This window comes from Cupriavidus gilardii (genome assembly GCF_017598945.1).
Classification (GTDB): domain Bacteria; phylum Pseudomonadota; class Gammaproteobacteria; order Burkholderiales; family Burkholderiaceae; genus Cupriavidus; species Cupriavidus gilardii_E.
On the sequence record NZ_JAGFTW010000030.1, the window covers coordinates 23,705 to 42,668 of the forward strand.

An 18,964-nucleotide genomic window follows, 5' to 3' on the forward strand; every position below is an offset into this window, starting at 1 on the left:
TTCGCCTGGCCTTGCGCGGATCAGCCGCGCACCAGCGCCAGCGTTTCCTGCAGCGAGGCCGGATCGACGATCGCGCCGCCGACCAGATTGCCGTCGATGCGTTTGGTCAGGCCGGCCAGCACCTTGCCCGGACCGCATTCGAACACATGCGTGACGCCGTCGGCAGCCATCTTCTGCACGGACTCGACCCAGCGCACCGGCGCTGCGGCCTGGCGCACCAGCGCGTCCTTGATCGCCTCGGGATCGTCGACGATCGCCACGTCGACGTTGTTGATCAGCGGGATCGACGGCGCCGAAAAGGTCAGGCCGGCCATGCGCTCGCGCAGGCGGTCCGAGGCGGGCTTGAGCAGCGAGGAATGGAACGGCGCCGACACCGGCAGCGGCAGCGCGCGCTTGGCGCCCTTGGCCTTGGCGATTTCGCAGGCCTTTTCCACGGCGGCCTTGGCGCCGGCGATCACCACCTGCGCCGGGGCGTTGAAGTTGACCGCTTCGACCACGCCGGCGGCCGAGGCTTCGGCACAGGCGGCGCGCACGTCGTCGTCGGACAGGCCGAGGATCGCGGCCATGGCGCCCTCGCCCACCGGCACCGCTTCCTGCATCGCCTGCGCGCGGAAGCGCACCAGCGGCACCGCGTCGGCAAAGGGAATCACGCCGGCGGCGACCAGCGCCGAATACTCGCCCAGGCTATGGCCGGCCACCAGCGCCGGCGCCGGTCCGCCGGCCTCGAGCCAAGCGCGGTAGATCGCCACCGCGGCGGTCAGCATCACCGGCTGGGTGTTGGTGGTCAGGTTCAGCTCTTCGGCCGGGCCTTCGGCGATCAGGCGCGCGAGATCCTGGCCAAGCGCGTCGGACGCTTCCTGCAGCGTCGCGCGCACCACCGGGTTGTCGGCGAAGGCATTGAGCATTCCGACCGACTGCGAGCCTTGGCCGGGGAAGACGAATGAGAATTTCATCGGATTCCGATCGGTTTGAAAATTGAGTCGCCGGTGCGCGATCGCGCATCGTGCCGCGCGCGCATTCTGCTGCGCCCACCCGATGCCCGGCACCGGCCTGCGAATTACATGCGCAGCAGCACCGCGCCCCAGGTGAAACCGCCGCCAACGCCTTCCATCAGCACGTGGTGGCCCGGGCGGATGCGCCCGTCGCGCACCGCCACGTCGAGCGCCAGCGGGATCGACGCAGCCGAGGTGTTGCCGTGCTCGTGCACGGTCGCGATCATCCGCTCGAGCGGCAGGCCCAGCTTCTTCGCGGTGCCCTGCATGATGCGGATATTGGCCTGGTGCGGAATCAGCCAGTCCAGCTTCTCGGCCGGGAAATCGGCCGCGGCCAGCGTTTCGCGCGCGACCTTGTCCAGCACGCTGACGGCGAGCTTGAACACCGCCTGTCCATCCATGTGCAGGAAGGGATTGCCGGTGATATTGCCGGCCGCCACATTGCCCGGCACGCACAGGATATCGACGTGGTTGCCGTCGGCGTGCATCGCCGAGGCCATCACGCCCGGCTCGTCCGACGCGGTCAGCACCACCGCGCCCGCACCGTCGCCGAACAGCACGCAGGTGGTGCGATCGTTGAAGTCGAGAATGCGCGAGAACACTTCGGCGCCGATCAGCAGCACGTTGCGATGCGAGCCGCTGCGGATGAACTTGTCGGCGGTGGCCAGCGCATAGGCGAAGCCCGAGCAGACGGCCTGCAGGTCGAACGCCGCGCAATGGTTGGTGATGCCGAGCTTCTGCTGCACCAGGCAGGCGGTGCTCGGGAACACGTAGTCGGGCGTGGAGGTGGCGACGATGATCAGGTCGATCTGCTGGCGATCGATGCCGGCCGCTTCCAGCGCGCGTTCGGCGGCCTTGACCGCCAGATCGCTGCTGGTGACATCGGGCGCGGCCCAATGGCGCGCCGAGATGCCGCTGCGCGAGACGATCCACTCGTCGCTGGTCTCGATGCCCTTCTCGGCCAGCTGCGCCGCGAGCTCGTGATTGGTGACGCGCCGCGGAGGCAGGTAGCTCCCCGTGCCGATGATTTTTGCGTAGCTTGTCATGTGGTGTCGGATCGTATTGCCGGACTCAGCGCGAACCCGGCGCGGCGGCATGCCGGCCTGGCCGGTGCTGGCGCGCGGGGCGTGGGACCAGGGGCACCGGCGTCGCCGCTGCCTGAGTGATGCAGGGCAGGATCATGCGGCGTGTGCGCTGCGACCCGCGTCCGGCGGGTCCGTCTCCTGGCCCGCGGATGCGGTGCCCGCGGTGCTCGTCTTGTTGGCGAACGCCTGCGTGATACGGGCGATGACGCCATTCCTGGCCGCATCATACCCGCGTTTGATAGCCCACTCAAAAGAGTGGGCATCGGCCGAACCGTGGCTCTTGATCACCAGGCCGCGCAGCCCGAGCAGCGAGGCGCCGTTGTAGCGGGCCGGATCGAGCCGCCGCGCCAGCCGCGTCAGCACCGGCATTGCGATGCCGGCCAGCAGCTTGGTGAACCAGGAGCGGGTGAATTCCTCCTTGATCATGCTGCCGATCATCTTGGCCAGGCCCTCGGTGCTCTTGAGCGCCACGTTGCCGACGAAGCCGTCGCAGACGACGATATCGGTGGTGCCCTTGAAGATGTCGTTGCCCTCGACGTTGCCGTAGAAGTTCAGCTCCGAGGCGCGCAGCAGCTCGCCGGCGCGCTTGACCACCTCGTTGCCCTTGATCACTTCCTCGCCGATGTTCAGCAGGCCGACCGTCGGGTGTTCCTTGTGATCGACCACCGCGACCATGGCCTCGGCCATGCGGGCAAATTGCAGCAGATGTTCGGGTTCGCAGTCGGCATTGGCGCCGAGGTCCAGCACCGTGGTGCCCCAGCCCTGCTCGTTCGGGATCGTGGTGGCGATGGCCGGGCGCTCGATGCCCTCGAGGGTCTTGAGCACATAGCGCGATACCGCCATCAGCGCGCCGGTATTGCCGGCCGAAATGCAGGCGTCGGCACGGCCTTCCTTGACCTGGGTCACCGCGACGCGCATCGACGAATCCTTCTTCTTGCGCAGCGCGACCTCGACCGGGTCGTCCATCGTGATCACTTCGGTGGCGGCCACCACGGTCACGCGCGGATGGTTCAGCGCGTGCAGCTTCCTGAGCTGCGGCTCGATGGCATCCGGCAGCCCCACGAGCACCATCTCGGCATCCTCGTGGGCGGCAAGAAAACTGATCGCCGCCGGCACCGTCACGGATACGCCGTGATCGCCGCCCATGCAGTCGATAGCGAGTTTGATCGTCATTGTTTGCTGATGCGCGAGGCGTCGAAGCCGCGCTGCGGCAGCCTCGCAGGGAAAGCGACGCCAGCGTCCGCGCTTGCCGCACCCAACAAAAAAGCGGCAAGGAGTTTGCCGCTTCTTTGTATGTCTTCTACCTGCAAGCGCGTGCGGGACGCAGCGTCACGCCGAGCGAATGCTTCAGTCGTTCTTGGTCTTGACGACCTTGCGGCCACGGTAGTAGCCGTTCGGGCTGACGTGGTGACGCAGGTGCGTCTCACCCGTGGTCGGCTCGACTGCCAGCGGCGCGACGGACAGGTGATCGTGCGAACGATGCATGCCGCGCTTGGACGGCGACTTCTTGTTCTGTTGAACTGCCATGATGACTCCTTGGAGAATTTGCGGATATTAACACACGCATCCCGCACGAGGCGTAGCCGGGCCCGGCCGGATGCTGATTCGGGGTACGACGTTTTTACTGCGGAAGCGCGCCGCTGCGGACAGGTCCCAGCGTCAGTGCTTCGTCTTCAGACTGGCCAGCGCCGCAAAGGGCGACGGCCGCTTTTCTTCTTGCTGCTCGTCCTCGGGTTCCGGCTCGACGCTGCCGTCGGCTCCGGTAACCAGACTCTCGTGCACCGCGGGGCAGACCTCGTGCTTCGGCGCCACCGGCAGCGACAGCAGGATCTCGTCCTCGATCAGCGCCAGCAGATCGAAGCGGCGCGAACCGGCGATGACATCGATCTCGTCGTCGTCCATCGGCGCGGCGTCGGCCTCGGCTTCGCTGGCCACCACCTCGAACCGCGTCGCCGTCGAGATCGGCTCGGCGTAGACCGCCAGGCAACGCTGACAGTTCAGCCACATGCTGCCCTGCACCGCCAGATCGAGGAACAGGCGCCGGCGCGCCGGCTTGCCGGGCTCGGCCGCTTCGTCGCGAACGGAACCGCTCATGGTGTAGCCGAACACTTCGTCCGGGGCCGATGCTGGCGCTTCGGCGGAGGTCTCGGCTATGATGCGCGGCAATTCACGCGCCGCGATCTCGCCGGCCGCCGAGCCCGAGGACCGGCAGAACTCGAAGAGATCGAACGCTTGCAAGTCGATGGGCTGAGTCATGTCGCTGAGTGCGCCGGTACCGGAGGGCGCTGGCAATGCTGCTTGAAAGCTCTGGTCCTGCCGCCGCAGTGGCCGCTGTGTGACGAGGCCGCCGCACAAGGGGACGAACCGCGCCGCACCGGATACCTGCAGGACACCACGCGGCAGATGCCTGCGCGGTAAAACGCGTGATTATACGTTGATTTTTCCGCCGCAGTCAAAGCCGCAAGCGCTTTCGCTGCTGCGCATTCCTCTTTCGCTTCAATCACTTATATGTCTTCCGCTGCAACCCCCGCTGTGCCGGCCCCGGCGGCGCCCGCCGCGCTGCCCAGACTGATTCTCGGCTCCAGCTCGCGCTATCGCCGCGAGCTGCTGGAGCGCCTGCGCATTCCGTTCGAGATCGACGTGCCCGACATCGACGAGACGCCGCTGCCGGGCGAGGCGCCCGAGGCCACCGCGCTGCGCCTGTCGCGCCGCAAGGCGGAAGCGATCGCGGCCCGCCACCCCGGCGCGCTGGTGATCGGCTCCGATCAGGTCGCCACGCTCGATGGCGCCCAGGTCGGCAAGCCCGGTTCCCACGAACAGGCATTGGCGCAATTGCGCTGGATGCGCGGCCGCACCGTGACGTTCCATTCGGCGCTGTGCCTGCTGGACGGCCGCAGCGGCGAGGTGCAGCTGGAGGATGTACGCACCGAGGCGACCTTCCGCGAGCTGGACGACAGCGAGCTGGAGGCCTATCTGCGGCTGGAGCGGCCCTATGACGTCGCCGGCAGCGCCAAGTCGGAGGGGCTCGGGATCGCGCTGCTGTCGCGCGTCGAGTCCGACGACCCGACCGCGCTGGTCGGCCTGCCGCTGATCGCGCTAACCAGCATGCTGCGCCGCGTCGGCTATCCGTTCTTCACCGCCTGAGAATCCCCGGGGCCCTTCCCCTTTCCGCTGTCGAGGAAATCCGCCCATGAGCGGCACGCTATACCTGATCCCCAACACGCTGGGCAAACGCGACGAGGCCGATCCGCTGCCCGCCGTGATTCCGGCCGACGTGCAGCAGATTGCCGCGCGCCTGGACTACCTGGTCGCCGAAAACGCCAAGACCGCGCGCGCCTATCTGAAGAAGCTGGCAGAGACTTGCCCGCTGGCGCGGCCGATCCAGCAGATCGAGATCCGCGAGCTGAACGTCAATACGCCGGACGCCGCGCTGGCGGAACTGCTGGCGCCGGTGCTGGCCGGCCGCGACGCCGGGCTGCTGTCGGAGGCGGGCGTGCCGGCGGTGGCCGACCCGGGCGCGAACCTGGTGCGGCTGGCTCATGCGCGCGGCGTGCGCGTGCGGCCGCTGGTCGGGCCCAGTTCGATCCTGCTGGCGGTGATGGGGTCGGGACTGAACGGCCAGAGCTTTGCCTTCAACGGCTATCTGCCGGTCGATCCGGCCGAGCGCACGCAGCGTTTGCGCGAACTGGAGCAATGGTCGCGCAAGCACCGGCAAACCCAGGTCTGGATCGAGACGCCGTATCGCAACGACGCGCTGCTGGCCGCGCTGAAGGCGAGCTGCGCGGGCACCACGCTGCTGTCGATCGCGGTGGACTTGACCTTGCCCACCGAGACCATCGTCACGCAGCCGCTGTCGGCCTGGCAGCCGGGCCGGCTGGAACTGCACAAGCGGCCGGCGATCTTTTCGATCCTGGCGGCCTGAGCGCCGCGCGGATCGGCGGCAATGCAGTCAGTCGACGCCGCGGTCTGCCGTTCCGGCGGTCAGTACAGCGACTGCAGCCGCGAGCTCCACATCAGCGTCTTGGCCGCCGCGGTACCCACCGCGGCGCCGAAGCGCTTGGCCACGCGCTCGGCGATGTTCTCCTTGACCGTGTAATCGACGATGTTCTCGGCCTTGAGCACGTCGCGCGCCACCGATTCGGCGCTGCCCAGGCCGTCGGCCAGCCCCAGCTCGATGCTGCGCTCGCCCGACCAGAACAGGCCCGAGAACAACGTGGGATCGTCCTTCAGGCGGTTGCCGCGCCCTTCCTTGACCACCGCGATGAACTGCTCGTGGATCTGGCGCAGCATCTGCTCGGCAAAGGCCTTCTGCTGCGGCGATTCCGGCGAGAACGGGTCGAGCATGCCCTTGTTGGCGCCGGACGTGTACAGCCTGCGCTCGACGCCCAGCTTGTCCATCAGCCCGGTGAAGCCGAAGCCGTCCATCAGCACGCCGATCGAACCGACGATGCTGGCCTTGTCGACATAGATCTTGTCGGCCGCGGCCGCGACGTAGTAGCCGCCCGAGGCGCAGATTTCCTCGACCACGACGTACAGCGGCTTGGACGGATGCAGCGCGCGCAGCCGCTGGATCTCGTCGTTGATGATGCCGGCCTGCACCGGCGAACCGCCCGGGGAGTTGATCTTCAGAATCACGCCGGCCGCGTTGGCATCGGCGAAGGCGGCCTGCAGCGAGGCGTTGATCGACTCGGCGCTGGCCGGCGTGCCGGCAGCGATCTCGCCCTCCAGCGTAACCATCGCGGTATGCCGGCCGCTGGTGATGGCGCCATCGGGCTTGAAGTCGAACAGCGAGAACAGCACCAGCGCAACCAGCGCAAAGCCGGCCAGGCGGAAGAAGATCTTCCAGCGGCGCGCCGCGCGTTGTTCGCGCAAGGTTGCCATCAGCACCCGTTCCAGCACGTCGCGCTCCCAGCCGGCGCCGGTCTTGACCGGCCCGGCCGACTCTCCCTTGAGCCGCGCCTTGCGCTCGACCGACTCGCGGCGCGCGGCCGCCTCCGCATCGCGGACCTCGGCTTCCAGCGGGTAGTCGGCGTGGCGCGCGGTTTCGAGCCGCCCGCTGTCCTCGAGCCTGTCCTCGTACCCGCGCTCGTCCTGACGATCCCGACGATCCTGACGACCCCCACGGCCCGCCTCGTTATCGGGCTCGTTCGGGTTCGCCGGCGGTTTGTTCTGGTCTGTCATGCAAATACTCTCGAACGGGCACCGCTGCGCAGACGTTGCGGACGTTGCGGGGGCGGCCCCGATGGTTTCCCGGTGAAAACGTGGCTCATGCGCGGTCGCGGCGTCCGCGGCTCACGATGCGGCAGACGGCGACGGTGGCGAGGGCGGATCGTCGTACGGCGATTCCGGTACCCAGTAGACGGCGCCGTCGCGCTCCTCGACGCACAGCTTGGCGAGCGAGGCGCCGCGGCACGGTCCGCCGACGCACAGTCCGCTGTCGGGCTGATAGACCGCGCCATGTGTTGCGCACATCAAGTATAGGCCCGACGACTCGAAAAAGTGCCCTTCCTGCCAGTCGAGTTCCATCGGCACATGGGCGCACTGGTTCAGATAGCCATGGACCGCGCCCTCGTAGCGGACCACGAAGGCGCCGATCTCCCGGCCGCCGATCCCCACCGTGAAGCGCACGCCGACGCCGCCCTCGACCAGATCGTCGGCCGCGCACAGTCGGCGGGCGCCGTCCGGCAAGGCAGCGGCGCCCGCCGTCGTATCGGGAGCAGGTCCGGGGCCGGAATCAGCCATGGGTATGCAGCCAGTCGTGCAGGTCGGCGATCGAGCTGGCGCAGTGCAGCGGCGTCATCGCCCGCAGCGAGTCGGCCGGATGGGCGCCATAGCAGACCCCGATGCCATGCGCGCCGGCGTTGACCGCCATCTGCAGGTCGTGGGTGGTGTCGCCGATCATCACGGTACGCCCCATCTCCTGGCCAAGCTCGCGCGTCAGTTCGTGCAGCATCGCCGGATGCGGCTTGGAAAACGTCTCGTCGGCGCAGCGGGTGGCGTCGAACAGCGCCGTCAGGCCGGTGGCCGCCAGCGCCCGCTGCAGTCCGACACGGGTCTTGCCGGTGGCGACGCCGAGGAAATAGTGCTGCTCGCGCAGCGCCTCCAGCATCTCGCGCACGCCCTCGAACAGCACCAGCTCGGCATCGCGGGTCAGGAAGTGGTAGCGGTAGCGCTCGGCCAGCCGCGGATAGTCGACCGGGTCCAGCGTCGGAATCGCATATTCGAGCGCGTCCTTCAGCCCGAGGCCGATCACGTGGCGGGCGGCGTCCTCGTCGGGCACCGGCAGCCCCAGATCGCGGCTGGCCAGCTGGATGCATTTGGCGATGGTCGGGGTGGAATCCATCAGGGTTCCATCCCAGTCGAAGACGATCAGGTCGAAGCGTTGCCGGGCCATGGGGGTTCTCGGTCGAAAAATGGGGCTGTCTGGCGGGACGACGGTGTCATCCGGCTACAGGGAATGGGATGCGGACGCCCCGCCTGCCTGCCCCATCTGCTTGAGCTGGCGCAGGAAGGCCTCGCACTCTTCCGGCAGCGGCGCGCTGAGCGTCAGGGGCTGGCCGGTGCCTGGATGCACGAACGTCAGCCGGTGCGCGTGCAGGAACATCCGCTTCAAACCGGGCTTTGCGCCGGCGCGCGCCAGCGCCTTGTTCAGCGAGAAGTCGCCGTACTTGTCGTCGCCGACGATCGGCAAGCCCAACTGCGCCAGGTGCACGCGGATCTGGTGCGTGCGGCCGGTCTTGAGTTCGGCCTCCAGCAGCGTGTAGCCGGGGAACGACGCGACGCGGTTGAAGACCGTGTGCGAGGGCTGACCGTCGGCCTGCACGCGCACGCGGCGTTCGCCGTCCGCCGTCGTGTACTTGAACAGCGGGAAGCGGGCGTGCTGCCGGTTGTGGCCGAATTCGCCGGCGACGCAGGCGAAATAGCGCTTGTCCATCGCGTTGTCGCGGATCTGCTGGTGCAGATGAACCAGCGCGGCGCGTTTCTTGGCCAGCAGCAGGATGCCCGAGGTTTCGCGGTCGAGCCGGTGCACCAGTTCCAGAAAGCGCGCCTCCGGCCGGGCCTGGCGCAGCTGTTCGATCACGCCGAAGGCGACGCCGGAGCCGCCGTGCACGGCCACGCCGGCCGGCTTGTCGATCACCAGCAGGTGGGCATCCTCGAACAGCACCGGGAACGAGGCCGCCGGCACGTAGGTGTCCGCGGCGGCCGTTGCCGCCACCCGAAGTGGCGGAATACGCACAACATCGCCGAGCTTCAATCGGTAGGTTGCGTCGACCCGGCCCTTGTTGACCCGCACTTCGCCGGACCGCAGGATGCGGTAGACGTGGCTTTTGGGCACGCCCTTGGCGACGCGCAGCAGGTAGTTGTCGATGCGCTGACCGTCGGCGTCTTCCCCGATGGTCACATACGCCACCTGGGGCGCATCCGTGCCGGATCGCACCTCTTTTTCAATTCGATGGCGTAACTCATTCATTTTCAAATATAATTTCCGCGCTACCCCGGCCATAGCCGGCAGCGCAAGCGGTGTAAGCGAATTGTCGCATTTTACACTTCGGGTCACCGCCGGCCCGGCTCAGTCCCCCGCCATCGCGTAACCCGCAGGCGCCGGACGGGCAAATGGCGGTACCGGCCGACAGCCCCGCTGGCAGCCAGATAGCAGTCAATAACGTAACAAGCAGCACGCACGGTGCCGACTGCGCGCAGGAAACCGCCCAAAGGCGGGTTCGGCGCGGACTCGGTCACGTGGGAGCAGAGTGTTCAGGTAGAACAGAATTTGATGGCGGATGCCGATACGGCATTCGCTTCGGTGAGAGAAAGTCCCGCCGCACCGGAAATCGGTGCCGGCCGGTTGCCTGGCCCCTCGCCTGATCGACGACATGGTGACAATCGCGGCGCCCGGTCGCAGAACTCCAACAAGCAGCAGGTGCGCCTGCCTTGTCGGTCGCTCAGGTCGTGGTGGCATGCCGCCGCGTCCGACAACCTTGCTCTTTGACGCGTCCTGGCCGTTCGTGGCCGGCCCCGGTGCGACCCGAAGCGCAAGCGGCATCCTGTCGTCGCTGCCCTCCCCGCACCCCGGCCTCCGTCCGAAATCGCCGTCTGACCCTGCGCGCAGCGCGTGCATGGCAGGCATGGCGGTCCGAACCCCGCGCAGCGCGCCGCCGACGTCTCTCTCTTTCACCCGTGCCCAGCCGGCGGCTTGCATTCGCCCCGGCGCCTTCGGCAATTCTCACGCCACCTCTCGCTTCCTCGCGTGCATTTGAAACGCCGCGCGGCACCACCGGTGCCGGCCGCGGCATTGGAACGAGGGTTTGCGATGAAACGCATGCTGTTCAATGCGACGCAGCAGGAGGAATTGCGCGTCGCCATCGTCGACGGTCAGAAACTGATCGACATCGACATCGAAACCGCCGGGCGCGAGCAGCGCAAGGGCAATATCTACAAGGGCGTGATCACCCGCATCGAGCCGTCGCTCGAAGCGTGTTTCGTCAATTACGGCGAAGAGCGCCACGGCTTCCTGCCGTTCAAGGAAGTGGCCCGGGCCTATTTCAAGGAAGGCGTCGACGTGCGCAACGCGCGCATCCAGGACGCGCTGCACGAAGGTCAGGAACTGATCGTCCAGGTCGAGAAGGAAGAGCGCGGCAACAAGGGCGCGGCGCTGACCACCTTCATCTCGCTGGCCGGCCGCTACCTGGTGCTGATGCCGAACAACCCGCGCGGCGGCGGCGTGTCGCGCCGGATCGAGGGCGAGGACCGCCAGGAACTGCGCGAGACCATGGGTCAGCTGGCCGTGCCCGACGGCATGAGCATCATCGCCCGCACCGCCGGCATCGGCCGCTCGGCCGAAGAACTGCAGTGGGACCTGAACTACCTGCTGCAGCTGTGGAAGGCCATCGACGGCGCCGCCGGGGACAACAAGGCGCCGCTGCTGATCTATCTCGAATCGAGCCTGGTCATCCGCGCGATCCGCGATTACTTCCAGCCGGACATCGGCGAGATCCTGATCGACACCGACGACATCTACGAGCAGGCCCGCGCCTTCATGAGCGTGGTGATGCCCGACAACATGAACCGCGTGAAGAAGTATCGGGACGACGTGCCCCTCTTCTCGCGTTTCCAGATCGAACACCAGATCGAATCGGCCTATTCCCGCATGGTGATGCTGCCCTCCGGCGGCGCCATCGTGATCGACCACACCGAGGCGCTGGTCTCGGTCGACGTCAACTCGGCGCGCGCCACCAAGGGCGCCGACATCGAGGAAACCGCGCTGCGCACCAACCTGGAAGCGGCCGACGAGATCGCCCGCCAGCTGCGCCTGCGCGACCTGGGCGGCCTGATCGTCATCGACTTCATCGACATGGAGTCGAACAAGGCGCAGAAGGACGTCGAGACGCGCCTGAAGGACGCGCTGCGCCATGACCGCGCGCGTGTGCAGATGGGCAAGATCAGCCGCTTCGGCCTGATGGAGCTGTCGCGGCAGCGCCTGCGTCCGTCGCTGTCCGAGGGCTCGCATATCACCTGCCCGCGCTGCAACGGTACCGGCCATATCCGCGATACCGAATCGTCCGCCCTGCAGGTGCTGCGCATCATCCAGGAAGAGGCGATGAAGGAAAACACCGCCGCGATCCACTGCCAGGTTCCGGTCGAGGTCGCCGCCTTCCTGCTCAACGAGAAGCGTCAGGACATCAACCTGATCGAGCTGCGCTTCAAGGTCAACGTGCTGCTGATCCCGAACAAGCATCTGGAAACGCCGCACTACAAGCTCGAACGCCTGCGCCACGACGATCCGCGCCTGGAAGAGAGCACCGCCAGCTACCGCATGGCCGAGGCCGCCGCCAAGGAACTGGAGGCGGACACCAGCTACAGCAGCCGCAAGAAGGAAGACGCCAAGCCGCGCCAGGAAGCGGCGGTCAAGGGCATCACCCCCGAGCAGCCCGCCCCCGTTTCGGTGCCGCGCCCCGAGCGCGCTCCGCGCCAGGAAGCCCCGGCGGCCAAGCCGGCGGCCCCCGCCGCGGCCACGCAGCCGATCGGCAGCGGCGGCTTCATCGCCTGGCTCAAGGGCCTGTTCGGCGCCCGTCCGGCACCGGCCCCGGTGCAACCGGCCAAGCCCGCCGCGGCGGAAGGCCGCACCGGCGCCAATGGTGCCGAGGGCGGCCGGCGCGAGCGCGGCCAGCGTGGCGATCGAGGCCAGCGCGGCGACCGTGCCGAGCGTGGTGACCGTGCGGAGCGCGGCGAGCGCGCCGAACGTGGCGAGCGTCAGGCCGGCCGCGGTCAGCGTGCCGATCGTGGCGAGCGCGCCGAACGCGGCGAACGTACGGACCGTGCGGAACGGGCTGAACGCACCGATCGCACCGAACGCGGCGAGCGTACCGAACGTGCGCAACGCCAGCCCCGCCAGCCGGAAGCGCAACTGGTGCAGGCCGAGGCCCGCCAGCCGGAAGCCGGGCAAGCGGACCGTGGCGAGCGCACCGAGCGCAGCGAGAACCGTCGCGAGCGCAATCAGGAACGCCGTGAGCGCCAGCGCGAGCGGCAACGCGAGCGCAGCGAGACCCGCGCCGCCGACGCCGATCTGGCCGACGTGGAAGCCGGTGTGCCGACCCAGCCGGTGCCCGTCGCCGCGCTGACCGACGAGGCCGGCGCCGTCCGCGCCGACCTGCCTGAAACCGCGGACACCGCTGAAAACGGCGAAGGCGAAGAGCGCCGCCGCCGCAATCGCCGCGGCCGCAACCGCTATCGCCGCGAACGCGAGGAAGGCGCCGTCACCGAAACGTCCGAGGGCGCCGAGGCCGAAGGCGTCGAGGCGCTGGCCGACAACGCCATGCCGGCCACTGGCCAGGCCCTGGCCGAGGCCAGCGAAGCCGCCGACGTGACGCCGGTGCCGGTCGCTGCGGTTGCCGCCGCGGAAGCGGAAACCGCCGGCGTCGCGCCGACCGAGGCGATGCCGACCCAGGCCCTGCCGGCCGAGCCGGCCCCCGCTCCGGTGATCGCCGCCGAACTGGCGCCGGGCAGCTCCGCCGCGACCCAGGTATCGCCGGCCGAAGCCGTCGACCCGACCGCCCCGGCGCCGCAAGCACCGGCCACGGCAGCCGCCGAGCCAGTGCCTGCGCAAGCCGCCGCGGAAGCGACGGCCGATGTGACGACCGAAGTCACCGAGGAAACGGCCCCGGCCGCAGCCGCCGAGCCCGTCCGCGAACCGGTCCAGCAACCGGTCCAGCAACCGGTCCAGCAGCCGGTCCAGCAGCCGGCCGAGCAAGTGGTCGCCAAGCCGGCCCCGCAGCAGGCGCAAGCTGCGCCCGCGCCGGCCGCGTCGCCCGTGGCCGCCCCGGCAGCCGCAGCCGCCCCGCTGTCGACCGAAGCGCTCGAGCCGATGCTGAACGCGGCCGGTCTGCAGTGGGTGCACACCGACACTGCCAAGTACCGCGCGGCCCAGGAAGCCGCGGCCAGCCTCGTGCCGGCCCCGCGTGTGCCGCGCGAGCGCAAGCCGCTGCCGCCGCTGCCGCAGGGTCCGATGGTGCTGGTCGAGACCGGAGGCCGCGAGGTCACCATGGACGCGCAGCAGTCCGCCGCGCAGCAATAAGGCGCGACGGACAGGCGTCACAACCGGCGCCATGACGCAACGAAAGGGGACGGCAACGCCGTCCCCTTTTTTCTTGCCGCCAGCGCCCCACCGCCTGCCCCGCCGGCCCCGCGACGCAAGCTCGGCTAGAATGGCGGCAGAACGGCGCCGGGCTGGCGGCGACCTATCACGACATGACCGAATCCGTCATTCCCATCTTCGATCTGCGCGAGCATCGGTATCACTCGATGAAGCCCGCGATCCCCGCGCAACTGGAAACGCCGACCGGCCTGCTGGCCGACCGCCGCGGACGGCCGCTGCACGATCTGCGCATCTCGGTGACCGACCGCTGCAATTTCCGCTGCGTCTACTGCATGCCGAAGGAGGTGTTCGACAAGGACTACACCTTCCTGCCGCATTCGGAGCTGCTCAGCTTCGAGGAGATCGAACGCGTCGCGCGCCTGTTCGTCGCGCACGGCGTCGAGAAGATCCGGCTGACCGGCGGCGAGCCGCTGCTGCGCAAGAACATCGAGAAGCTGGTCGAGATGCTGGCGCGCATCGAGACGCCCGCCGGCAAGCCGCTGGACCTGACGCTGACCACCAATGCCTCGCTGCTGGCCCGCAAGGCGCGCGCGCTGCGCGATGCCGGGCTGACGCGGGTCTCCGTCAGCCTCGATGCGATCGACGACGCCACCTTCCGCCGCATGAACGACGTCGACTTTGCCGTGGCCGACGTGCTCAAGGGCATCGAGACCGCGCAGGCTGTCGGCCTGGCGCCGCTGAAGGTCAATATGGTGGTCAAGCGCGGCACCAACGACGCCGAGATCGTGCCGATGGCGCGCCATTTCCGCGGCAGCGGCATCATCGTGCGCTATATCGAATTCATGGACGTCGGCGCCAGCAACCATTGGCGCATGGACGAGGTGCTGCCGTCGGACGAAGTGGTGGCGCGCATCGATGCCGAATTTCCGCTCGAGCCGATCGCCGCCAACTACAGCGGCGAGACCGCGCAGCGCTGGCGCTATCGCGACGGCGCCGGCGAGATCGGCGTGATTTCCAGCGTCACACATGCCTTCTGCGGCGATTGCAGCCGGATCCGGCTGTCGACCGAGGGCCGGCTCTATCTGTGCCTGTTCGCCACCGAGGGCTACGATCTGCGCGCCCTGCTGCGCGGCCAGCACAGCGACCTCGAGATCGCCAACGCGATCGCCGGCATCTGGCGCGAGCGCACCGACAACTATTCGGAGCAGCGCGGCGACGCGCAGGTTCGCGCGGCCCGCGCGGCGCACAAGATCGAGATGTCCTATATCGGAGGCTAGGCGCGCCGCCTTGCCTCCGATCCCTTCAACGCTTCACCGCTTCACCCCTTTTTCTTCCTGCACCCGCGATGATCGAACGCGATGACATTACCGGCCTGATCCTGGCCGGCGGACGCGGCAGCCGCATGGGCGGCACCGACAAGGGCCTGCAGTCGCTGCGCGGCGCACCGATGGCGATGCACACGATGATGCGGCTGGCGCCGCAGACCGGTGCGTTGCTGATCAACGCCAACCGCAATCTGGCCGCCTACGAATCGTTCGGCGTGCCGGTGGTCACCGACTCGGTGCCCGACTTCGCCGGTCCGCTGGCCGGCATGCTCGCCGGCCTGGAACAGTGCCAGACGCGCTGGATGGTCACCGCGCCGTGCGATTCCCCGTTCCTGCCGACCGATCTGGTGGCGCGGCTGGCGCAGGCGATCGAGCGCGAAGGCGCCGAGATGGCGATGCCGGTCACCGTCGACGAACAGGGCCGGCGCCAGACCCAGCCGGTATTCCTGCTGATGCCGCATACCGCGCTGGACAGCCTGGTCGCTTTCCTCAACGGCGGGGGCCGCAAGATCGAGGCCTGGGCCTCGCAGCATCGCCTGGCCGAAGTGCCGTTCGACGATGCCGCCCCGTTCGCCAACATCAATACGCTGGACGAACTGCGCACCTTCGAGGCGCGCTGATTCTTTCGCTGTGGCCGCGGCCGCGTCCGATACCGGCAGACAAACTGCACCGACCCGAACCCGCATCCCAAACCGACCCCAAACCCGACCTCGACAAGCCATGCCGTCCCTGCAATCCGTGATCTCCTGCCTGTCCGACTACGATCCCAGCGCGCTGCCGGTGGCGCAGGCAAACCGGATCATCGCCGAGGTGATCGAACCGGTCAGCGGCATCGAGCAGGTTGCGATCCGCGGCGCGCTCGATCGCGTGCTGGCCGAGGACGTGGTGTCGCCGATCGACGTGCCGGCGCACGACAACTCGGCCATGGACGGCTTTGCCTTCGCCAGCGCCGCACTGCAGACGGCCGGCGACGAGGTGACGCTGCGCGTCATCGGCACCGCGCTGGCCGGCGAGGCGCACGGGCTGACGCCGAAGGCCGGCGAAGCGGTACGGATCATGACCGGCGCCGTGATGCCGGCCGGCTGCGATACCGTGATTCCCCAGGAGTTCACCCAGCCGGCATCCGACGCGTCCGGCGAGGCCGTGCGCTTTGCCGCCGATGCGGTGCGCGCCGGCGACAACCGCCGCCTGCGCGGCGAGGATCTGGCGCGCGGCAAACCCGCTCTCAACCGGGGGCGCGTGCTGCAGCCGGCCGACCTCGGCCTGCTGGCCTCGCTCGGCATCGCCGAGGTCAAGGTACGGCGTCGCCTGCGCGTGGCGTTCTTCTCGACCGGCGACGAGCTGCGTTCGATCGGCGAGCCGCTCGACGCGGGCTGCGTCTACGATTCGAACCGCTACACGCTGCACGGCATGCTGCGCCGTCTGCATGTCGAGCTGATCGACATGGGCGTGGTGCGCGACGACCCCGCCGCGCTGGAAGCCGCGCTGCGCAGCGCCTGCGAGAACGCCGATGCGGTGATCACCTCGGGCGGCGTGTCGGTCGGCGAGGCCGACTACACCAAGCAGATCATGGCCGAGCTCGGCGACGTGACCTTCTGGAAGATCGCGATGCGCCCCGGCCGGCCGATGGCCTTCGGCCGCATCGCCTCGAACGGCCGGCAGGCGCTGCTGTTCGGCCTGCCGGGCAATCCGGTCGCGGTGATGGTGACCTTCTACCACTTCGTCCGCGCGGCGCTGCACCGGATGATGGGCGCGGACATCGCGCCGCCGCCGCTGATGCGCGTGCGCAGCGCGCAGGCGATCCGCAAGAAGCCGGGCCGCACCGAATACCAGCGCGGCATCCTGGCGCGCGGCGCCGACGGCCAGTGGGAGGTACGTATCACCGGCCAACAGGGCTCCGGCGTACTGCGGTCGATGAGCGAGGCCAACTGCTTCATCGTGCTGGGACACGAGCAGGGCAGCGTGGCGGCCGGCGATCCGGTCGAGGTCATGCTGTTCGAGGGCCTGCTGTAACGCCCCGCTGCTGGCCCCTGCCAGCGCCAGCACCGCCGCTCCCACTGTCGTTTTTTTGCGTATCGAAACCGTGCCGGCGACCGCTTTTGGCCGCCCCGGCGGGGCGAGGCTATGCGCCACGCCACCCATTCGCTACACTTGCCGCACCCCAACTCTTCCCCACTGCCACGCTGTCATGAATCAGGAGATCGCTTACCTCCACCCCGTCAAGACCGCACGCGCGCTCGTTCTGGTCTATCTGTGCTTCTCGGTGCCGATCGTGTCGATGGGGTTGTTCGTGGCCTTTGTCCGCTATGGCGATCTGCCCGGCATCACGGTGTTCACCGCGCTGATTCTGAACGCGCTGGTCGGTTTCGGCCTGCTGTGGCTGGCCTGCAAGGCGTACAACTGGGTGGCAGCCCGTTTCGGCGGCATCGAGGTGACGATCCGCAATCTGCCGCACGAGGGGCAATAAGGCTTCGCAGCCCGGCTCTCTCCCAACAAAAAGCGCATCCAGACGGATGCGCTTTTTTGTTGTCGCGACGGCGTGGCAGGCAACGTCAGGCCGCCGGGCCGGCATCGTTTGGCCTGCCTTCGCCCTCCTCGTCCTCCGGCAAGCCCAGCAACTGCTCGGCCGCCTCGGACGGCAACGCCTCGACCTTGCGCAGCTTGCGCGCCATCTGGCGGCTGCGCACCTCGGCCTGCTCGATATTGCGCGCGGCACGCTCCAGCGTGTCGCGCGTGCGCGCCAGCACGTCGCCGAACTTGCCGAATTCGGTCTTGACCGCGCCGAGCACCTCCCACACCTCGCTGGAGCGCTTTTCCAGCGCCAGCGTGCGAAAGCCCATCTGCAGGCTGTTCAGCACAGCGGTCAGCGTGGTGGGGCCGGCCACCGTGACACGGTGATTGCGCTGCAGCAGGTCCGTCAGGCCGGGCCGGCGCAGCACCTCGGCATAGAGGCCCTCGGTCGGCAGGAACAGGATCGCGAAGTCGGTGGTGGCCGGCGGCGACAGATACTTCTCGGCGATGGTCTGGGCCTCGCGCTTGACCGCCACCTCCAGTTCGCGCCCGGCTGCGGCCACGCCTTCGACATCGCCGCGCTCCTGCGCGTCGGTCAGCCGTTCGTACTGCTCCTTGGGGAATTTGGCGTCGATCGGCAGCCAGACCGTGCCGTTGCCGGCGCCGTTGCTGCCGTTGCCGACGCCCACTTCCTTGCCCGGCAAGCGGATCGCGAACTCGACCCGCGCGCCCGTATTGGGCACGGTCTCGACGTTGCGCGCGTATTGCTCCGGCGTCAGGATCTGCTGCAGCAGCATCTCGAGCTGGACCTCGCCCCAGGTGCCGCGCGTCTTCACATTGGTCAGCACGCGCTTCAGGTCGCCGACGCCCTGCGCCAGCATCTGCATCTCGCCGAGGCCGCGATGCACCTGCTCGAGCCGGTCCGACACCATGCGGAACGATTCGCCCAGCCGCTGCTCCAGCGTCGCGTGCAGCTTCTCGTCGACGGTGCGGCGCATCTCGTCGAGCTTGGCGGCGTTGTTGGCCTCGATGTCCTTGAGCTTCTGCTCCAGCGTGGCACGCACCTCGCCCAGCCGCCGCTCGTTCGATTCGGTCAGCTTGGCCAGCTGCTGCGCGAACATGTCGATCTGGTTGTTCTGCAGCGTGGCGATATGCGTCATCTGCGCCGACAGCGTCTGCTGGAAGCGCATCATCTGCTCGCTGGTCTCGTCGCGCCCCAGCCGCGCGGCCTCGGCGACCTCGCTGCGCAGGCTGCGTTCGAGCCGTTCGCTGTCGCGCTCGCCGCGTTCGCGCCAGTCGGCCAGGCGCTGCAGCAGTTCGGCCGTGCCGCCGTCGCGCCCGCGCGTCAGCAGCAGGGCCAGCGACAGCAACGTCAGCAGCAGGATCGCCGCCAGGGCGATCAGGATCAGCGAGGAGGTAGACATCGGGGATGGGGTAATGAAGCAAGGCGCCGCCTCG

17 protein-coding genes are annotated in these 18,964 nt (G+C 68.5%); 7 read left to right on the forward strand and 10 right to left on the reverse strand.

The window, feature by feature from the left end:
* Nucleotides 1-20: 20 nt before the first annotated feature.
* The 5 genes from fabD to J5T34_RS10515 form a co-directional block, all read right to left on the reverse strand.
* Nucleotides 21-953 carry an ACP S-malonyltransferase gene (gene fabD, locus J5T34_RS10495; protein WP_208579688.1) on the reverse strand — a complete coding sequence of 311 codons (933 nt, stop codon included), beginning with the start codon at nt 951-953 and terminating at the stop codon, nt 21-23.
* Nucleotides 954-1,057: 104 nt separating this feature from the next.
* On the reverse strand, nt 1,058-2,038 hold the full coding sequence (locus tag J5T34_RS10500) for a beta-ketoacyl-ACP synthase III (protein ID WP_208579689.1): 981 nt from the start codon (nt 2,036-2,038) through the stop codon (nt 1,058-1,060).
* A gap of 132 nt (nt 2,039-2,170) precedes the next feature.
* A complete protein-coding gene (plsX, locus tag J5T34_RS10505) occupies nt 2,171-3,250 on the reverse strand; it encodes a phosphate acyltransferase PlsX (RefSeq protein ID WP_208579690.1) in 1,080 nt (359 codons plus the stop codon).
* A gap of 174 nt (nt 3,251-3,424) precedes the next feature.
* Nucleotides 3,425-3,604, reverse strand: a complete 180-nt coding sequence (gene rpmF, locus J5T34_RS10510; protein WP_006577657.1) for a 50S ribosomal protein L32 — start codon at nt 3,602-3,604, stop codon at nt 3,425-3,427.
* 132 nt (nt 3,605-3,736) lie between these two features.
* Nucleotides 3,737-4,333 (reverse strand): DUF177 domain-containing protein, encoded by a 597-nt coding sequence (locus tag J5T34_RS10515; RefSeq protein WP_208579691.1) that lies wholly within the window; start codon nt 4,331-4,333, stop codon nt 3,737-3,739.
* Nucleotides 4,334-4,585: 252 nt separating this feature from the next.
* Here J5T34_RS10515 and J5T34_RS10520 point away from each other — a divergent pair, with 252 nt between their 5' ends.
* Together J5T34_RS10520 and J5T34_RS10525 are read left to right on the forward strand one after the other, a co-directional pair.
* Nucleotides 4,586-5,221 carry a Maf-like protein gene (locus J5T34_RS10520; RefSeq protein WP_208579692.1) on the forward strand — a complete coding sequence of 212 codons (636 nt, stop codon included), beginning with the start codon at nt 4,586-4,588 and terminating at the stop codon, nt 5,219-5,221.
* Between the two features lie 46 nt (nt 5,222-5,267).
* A complete protein-coding gene (locus J5T34_RS10525) occupies nt 5,268-5,999 on the forward strand; it encodes an SAM-dependent methyltransferase (RefSeq protein ID WP_208579693.1) in 732 nt (243 codons plus the stop codon).
* Nucleotides 6,000-6,058: 59 nt separating this feature from the next.
* Here J5T34_RS10525 and J5T34_RS10530 read toward each other — a convergent pair whose 3' ends face one another.
* The 4 genes from J5T34_RS10530 to J5T34_RS10545 form a co-directional block, all read right to left on the reverse strand.
* Nucleotides 6,059-7,258, reverse strand: a complete 1,200-nt coding sequence (locus tag J5T34_RS10530) for a S49 family peptidase (RefSeq protein ID WP_208579694.1) — start codon at nt 7,256-7,258, stop codon at nt 6,059-6,061.
* Nucleotides 7,259-7,369: 111 nt separating this feature from the next.
* The gene (locus tag J5T34_RS10535) at nt 7,370-7,819 is read right to left on the reverse strand and encodes a Rieske (2Fe-2S) protein (protein ID WP_208579695.1); all 450 of its coding nucleotides are present in this window, start codon (nt 7,817-7,819) and stop codon (nt 7,370-7,372) included.
* On the reverse strand, nt 7,812-8,471 hold the full coding sequence (locus tag J5T34_RS10540; protein ID WP_208579696.1) for an HAD-IA family hydrolase: 660 nt from the start codon (nt 8,469-8,471) through the stop codon (nt 7,812-7,814). Before J5T34_RS10540 ends, J5T34_RS10535 begins: the two co-directional genes overlap by 8 nt.
* A 54-nt stretch (nt 8,472-8,525) precedes the next feature.
* A complete protein-coding gene (locus tag J5T34_RS10545; RefSeq protein ID WP_208579697.1) occupies nt 8,526-9,548 on the reverse strand; it encodes an RluA family pseudouridine synthase in 1,023 nt (340 codons plus the stop codon).
* 840 nt (nt 9,549-10,388) lie between these two features.
* Between J5T34_RS10545 and J5T34_RS10550 the strand changes: the two genes are divergently transcribed.
* From J5T34_RS10550 to J5T34_RS10570, 5 genes are all read left to right on the forward strand, one after another.
* Nucleotides 10,389-13,649, forward strand: coding sequence for an Rne/Rng family ribonuclease (locus tag J5T34_RS10550; RefSeq protein ID WP_208579698.1), 3,261 nt, complete (start codon nt 10,389-10,391; stop codon nt 13,647-13,649).
* 173 nt (nt 13,650-13,822) lie between these two features.
* A complete protein-coding gene (moaA, locus tag J5T34_RS10555; RefSeq protein ID WP_208579699.1) occupies nt 13,823-14,947 on the forward strand; it encodes a GTP 3',8-cyclase MoaA in 1,125 nt (374 codons plus the stop codon).
* 68 nt (nt 14,948-15,015) lie between these two features.
* Nucleotides 15,016-15,615: a molybdenum cofactor guanylyltransferase MobA gene (mobA, locus tag J5T34_RS10560; RefSeq protein WP_208579700.1), complete on the forward strand. Its 600-nt coding sequence runs from the start codon at nt 15,016-15,018 to the stop codon at nt 15,613-15,615.
* Nucleotides 15,616-15,715: 100 nt separating this feature from the next.
* Nucleotides 15,716-17,008, forward strand: a complete 1,293-nt coding sequence (gene moeA / locus J5T34_RS10565; RefSeq protein WP_208579701.1) for a molybdopterin molybdotransferase MoeA — start codon at nt 15,716-15,718, stop codon at nt 17,006-17,008.
* Nucleotides 17,009-17,183: 175 nt separating this feature from the next.
* A complete protein-coding gene (locus tag J5T34_RS10570) occupies nt 17,184-17,462 on the forward strand; it encodes a hypothetical protein (protein ID WP_174107506.1) in 279 nt (92 codons plus the stop codon).
* 85 nt (nt 17,463-17,547) lie between these two features.
* On the opposite strand, the gene rmuC is transcribed toward J5T34_RS10570, so the two are convergent.
* Nucleotides 17,548-18,930 carry a DNA recombination protein RmuC gene (rmuC, locus tag J5T34_RS10575; protein ID WP_208579702.1) on the reverse strand — a complete coding sequence of 461 codons (1,383 nt, stop codon included), beginning with the start codon at nt 18,928-18,930 and terminating at the stop codon, nt 17,548-17,550.
* Between the last annotated feature and the right edge of the window lie 34 nt (nt 18,931-18,964).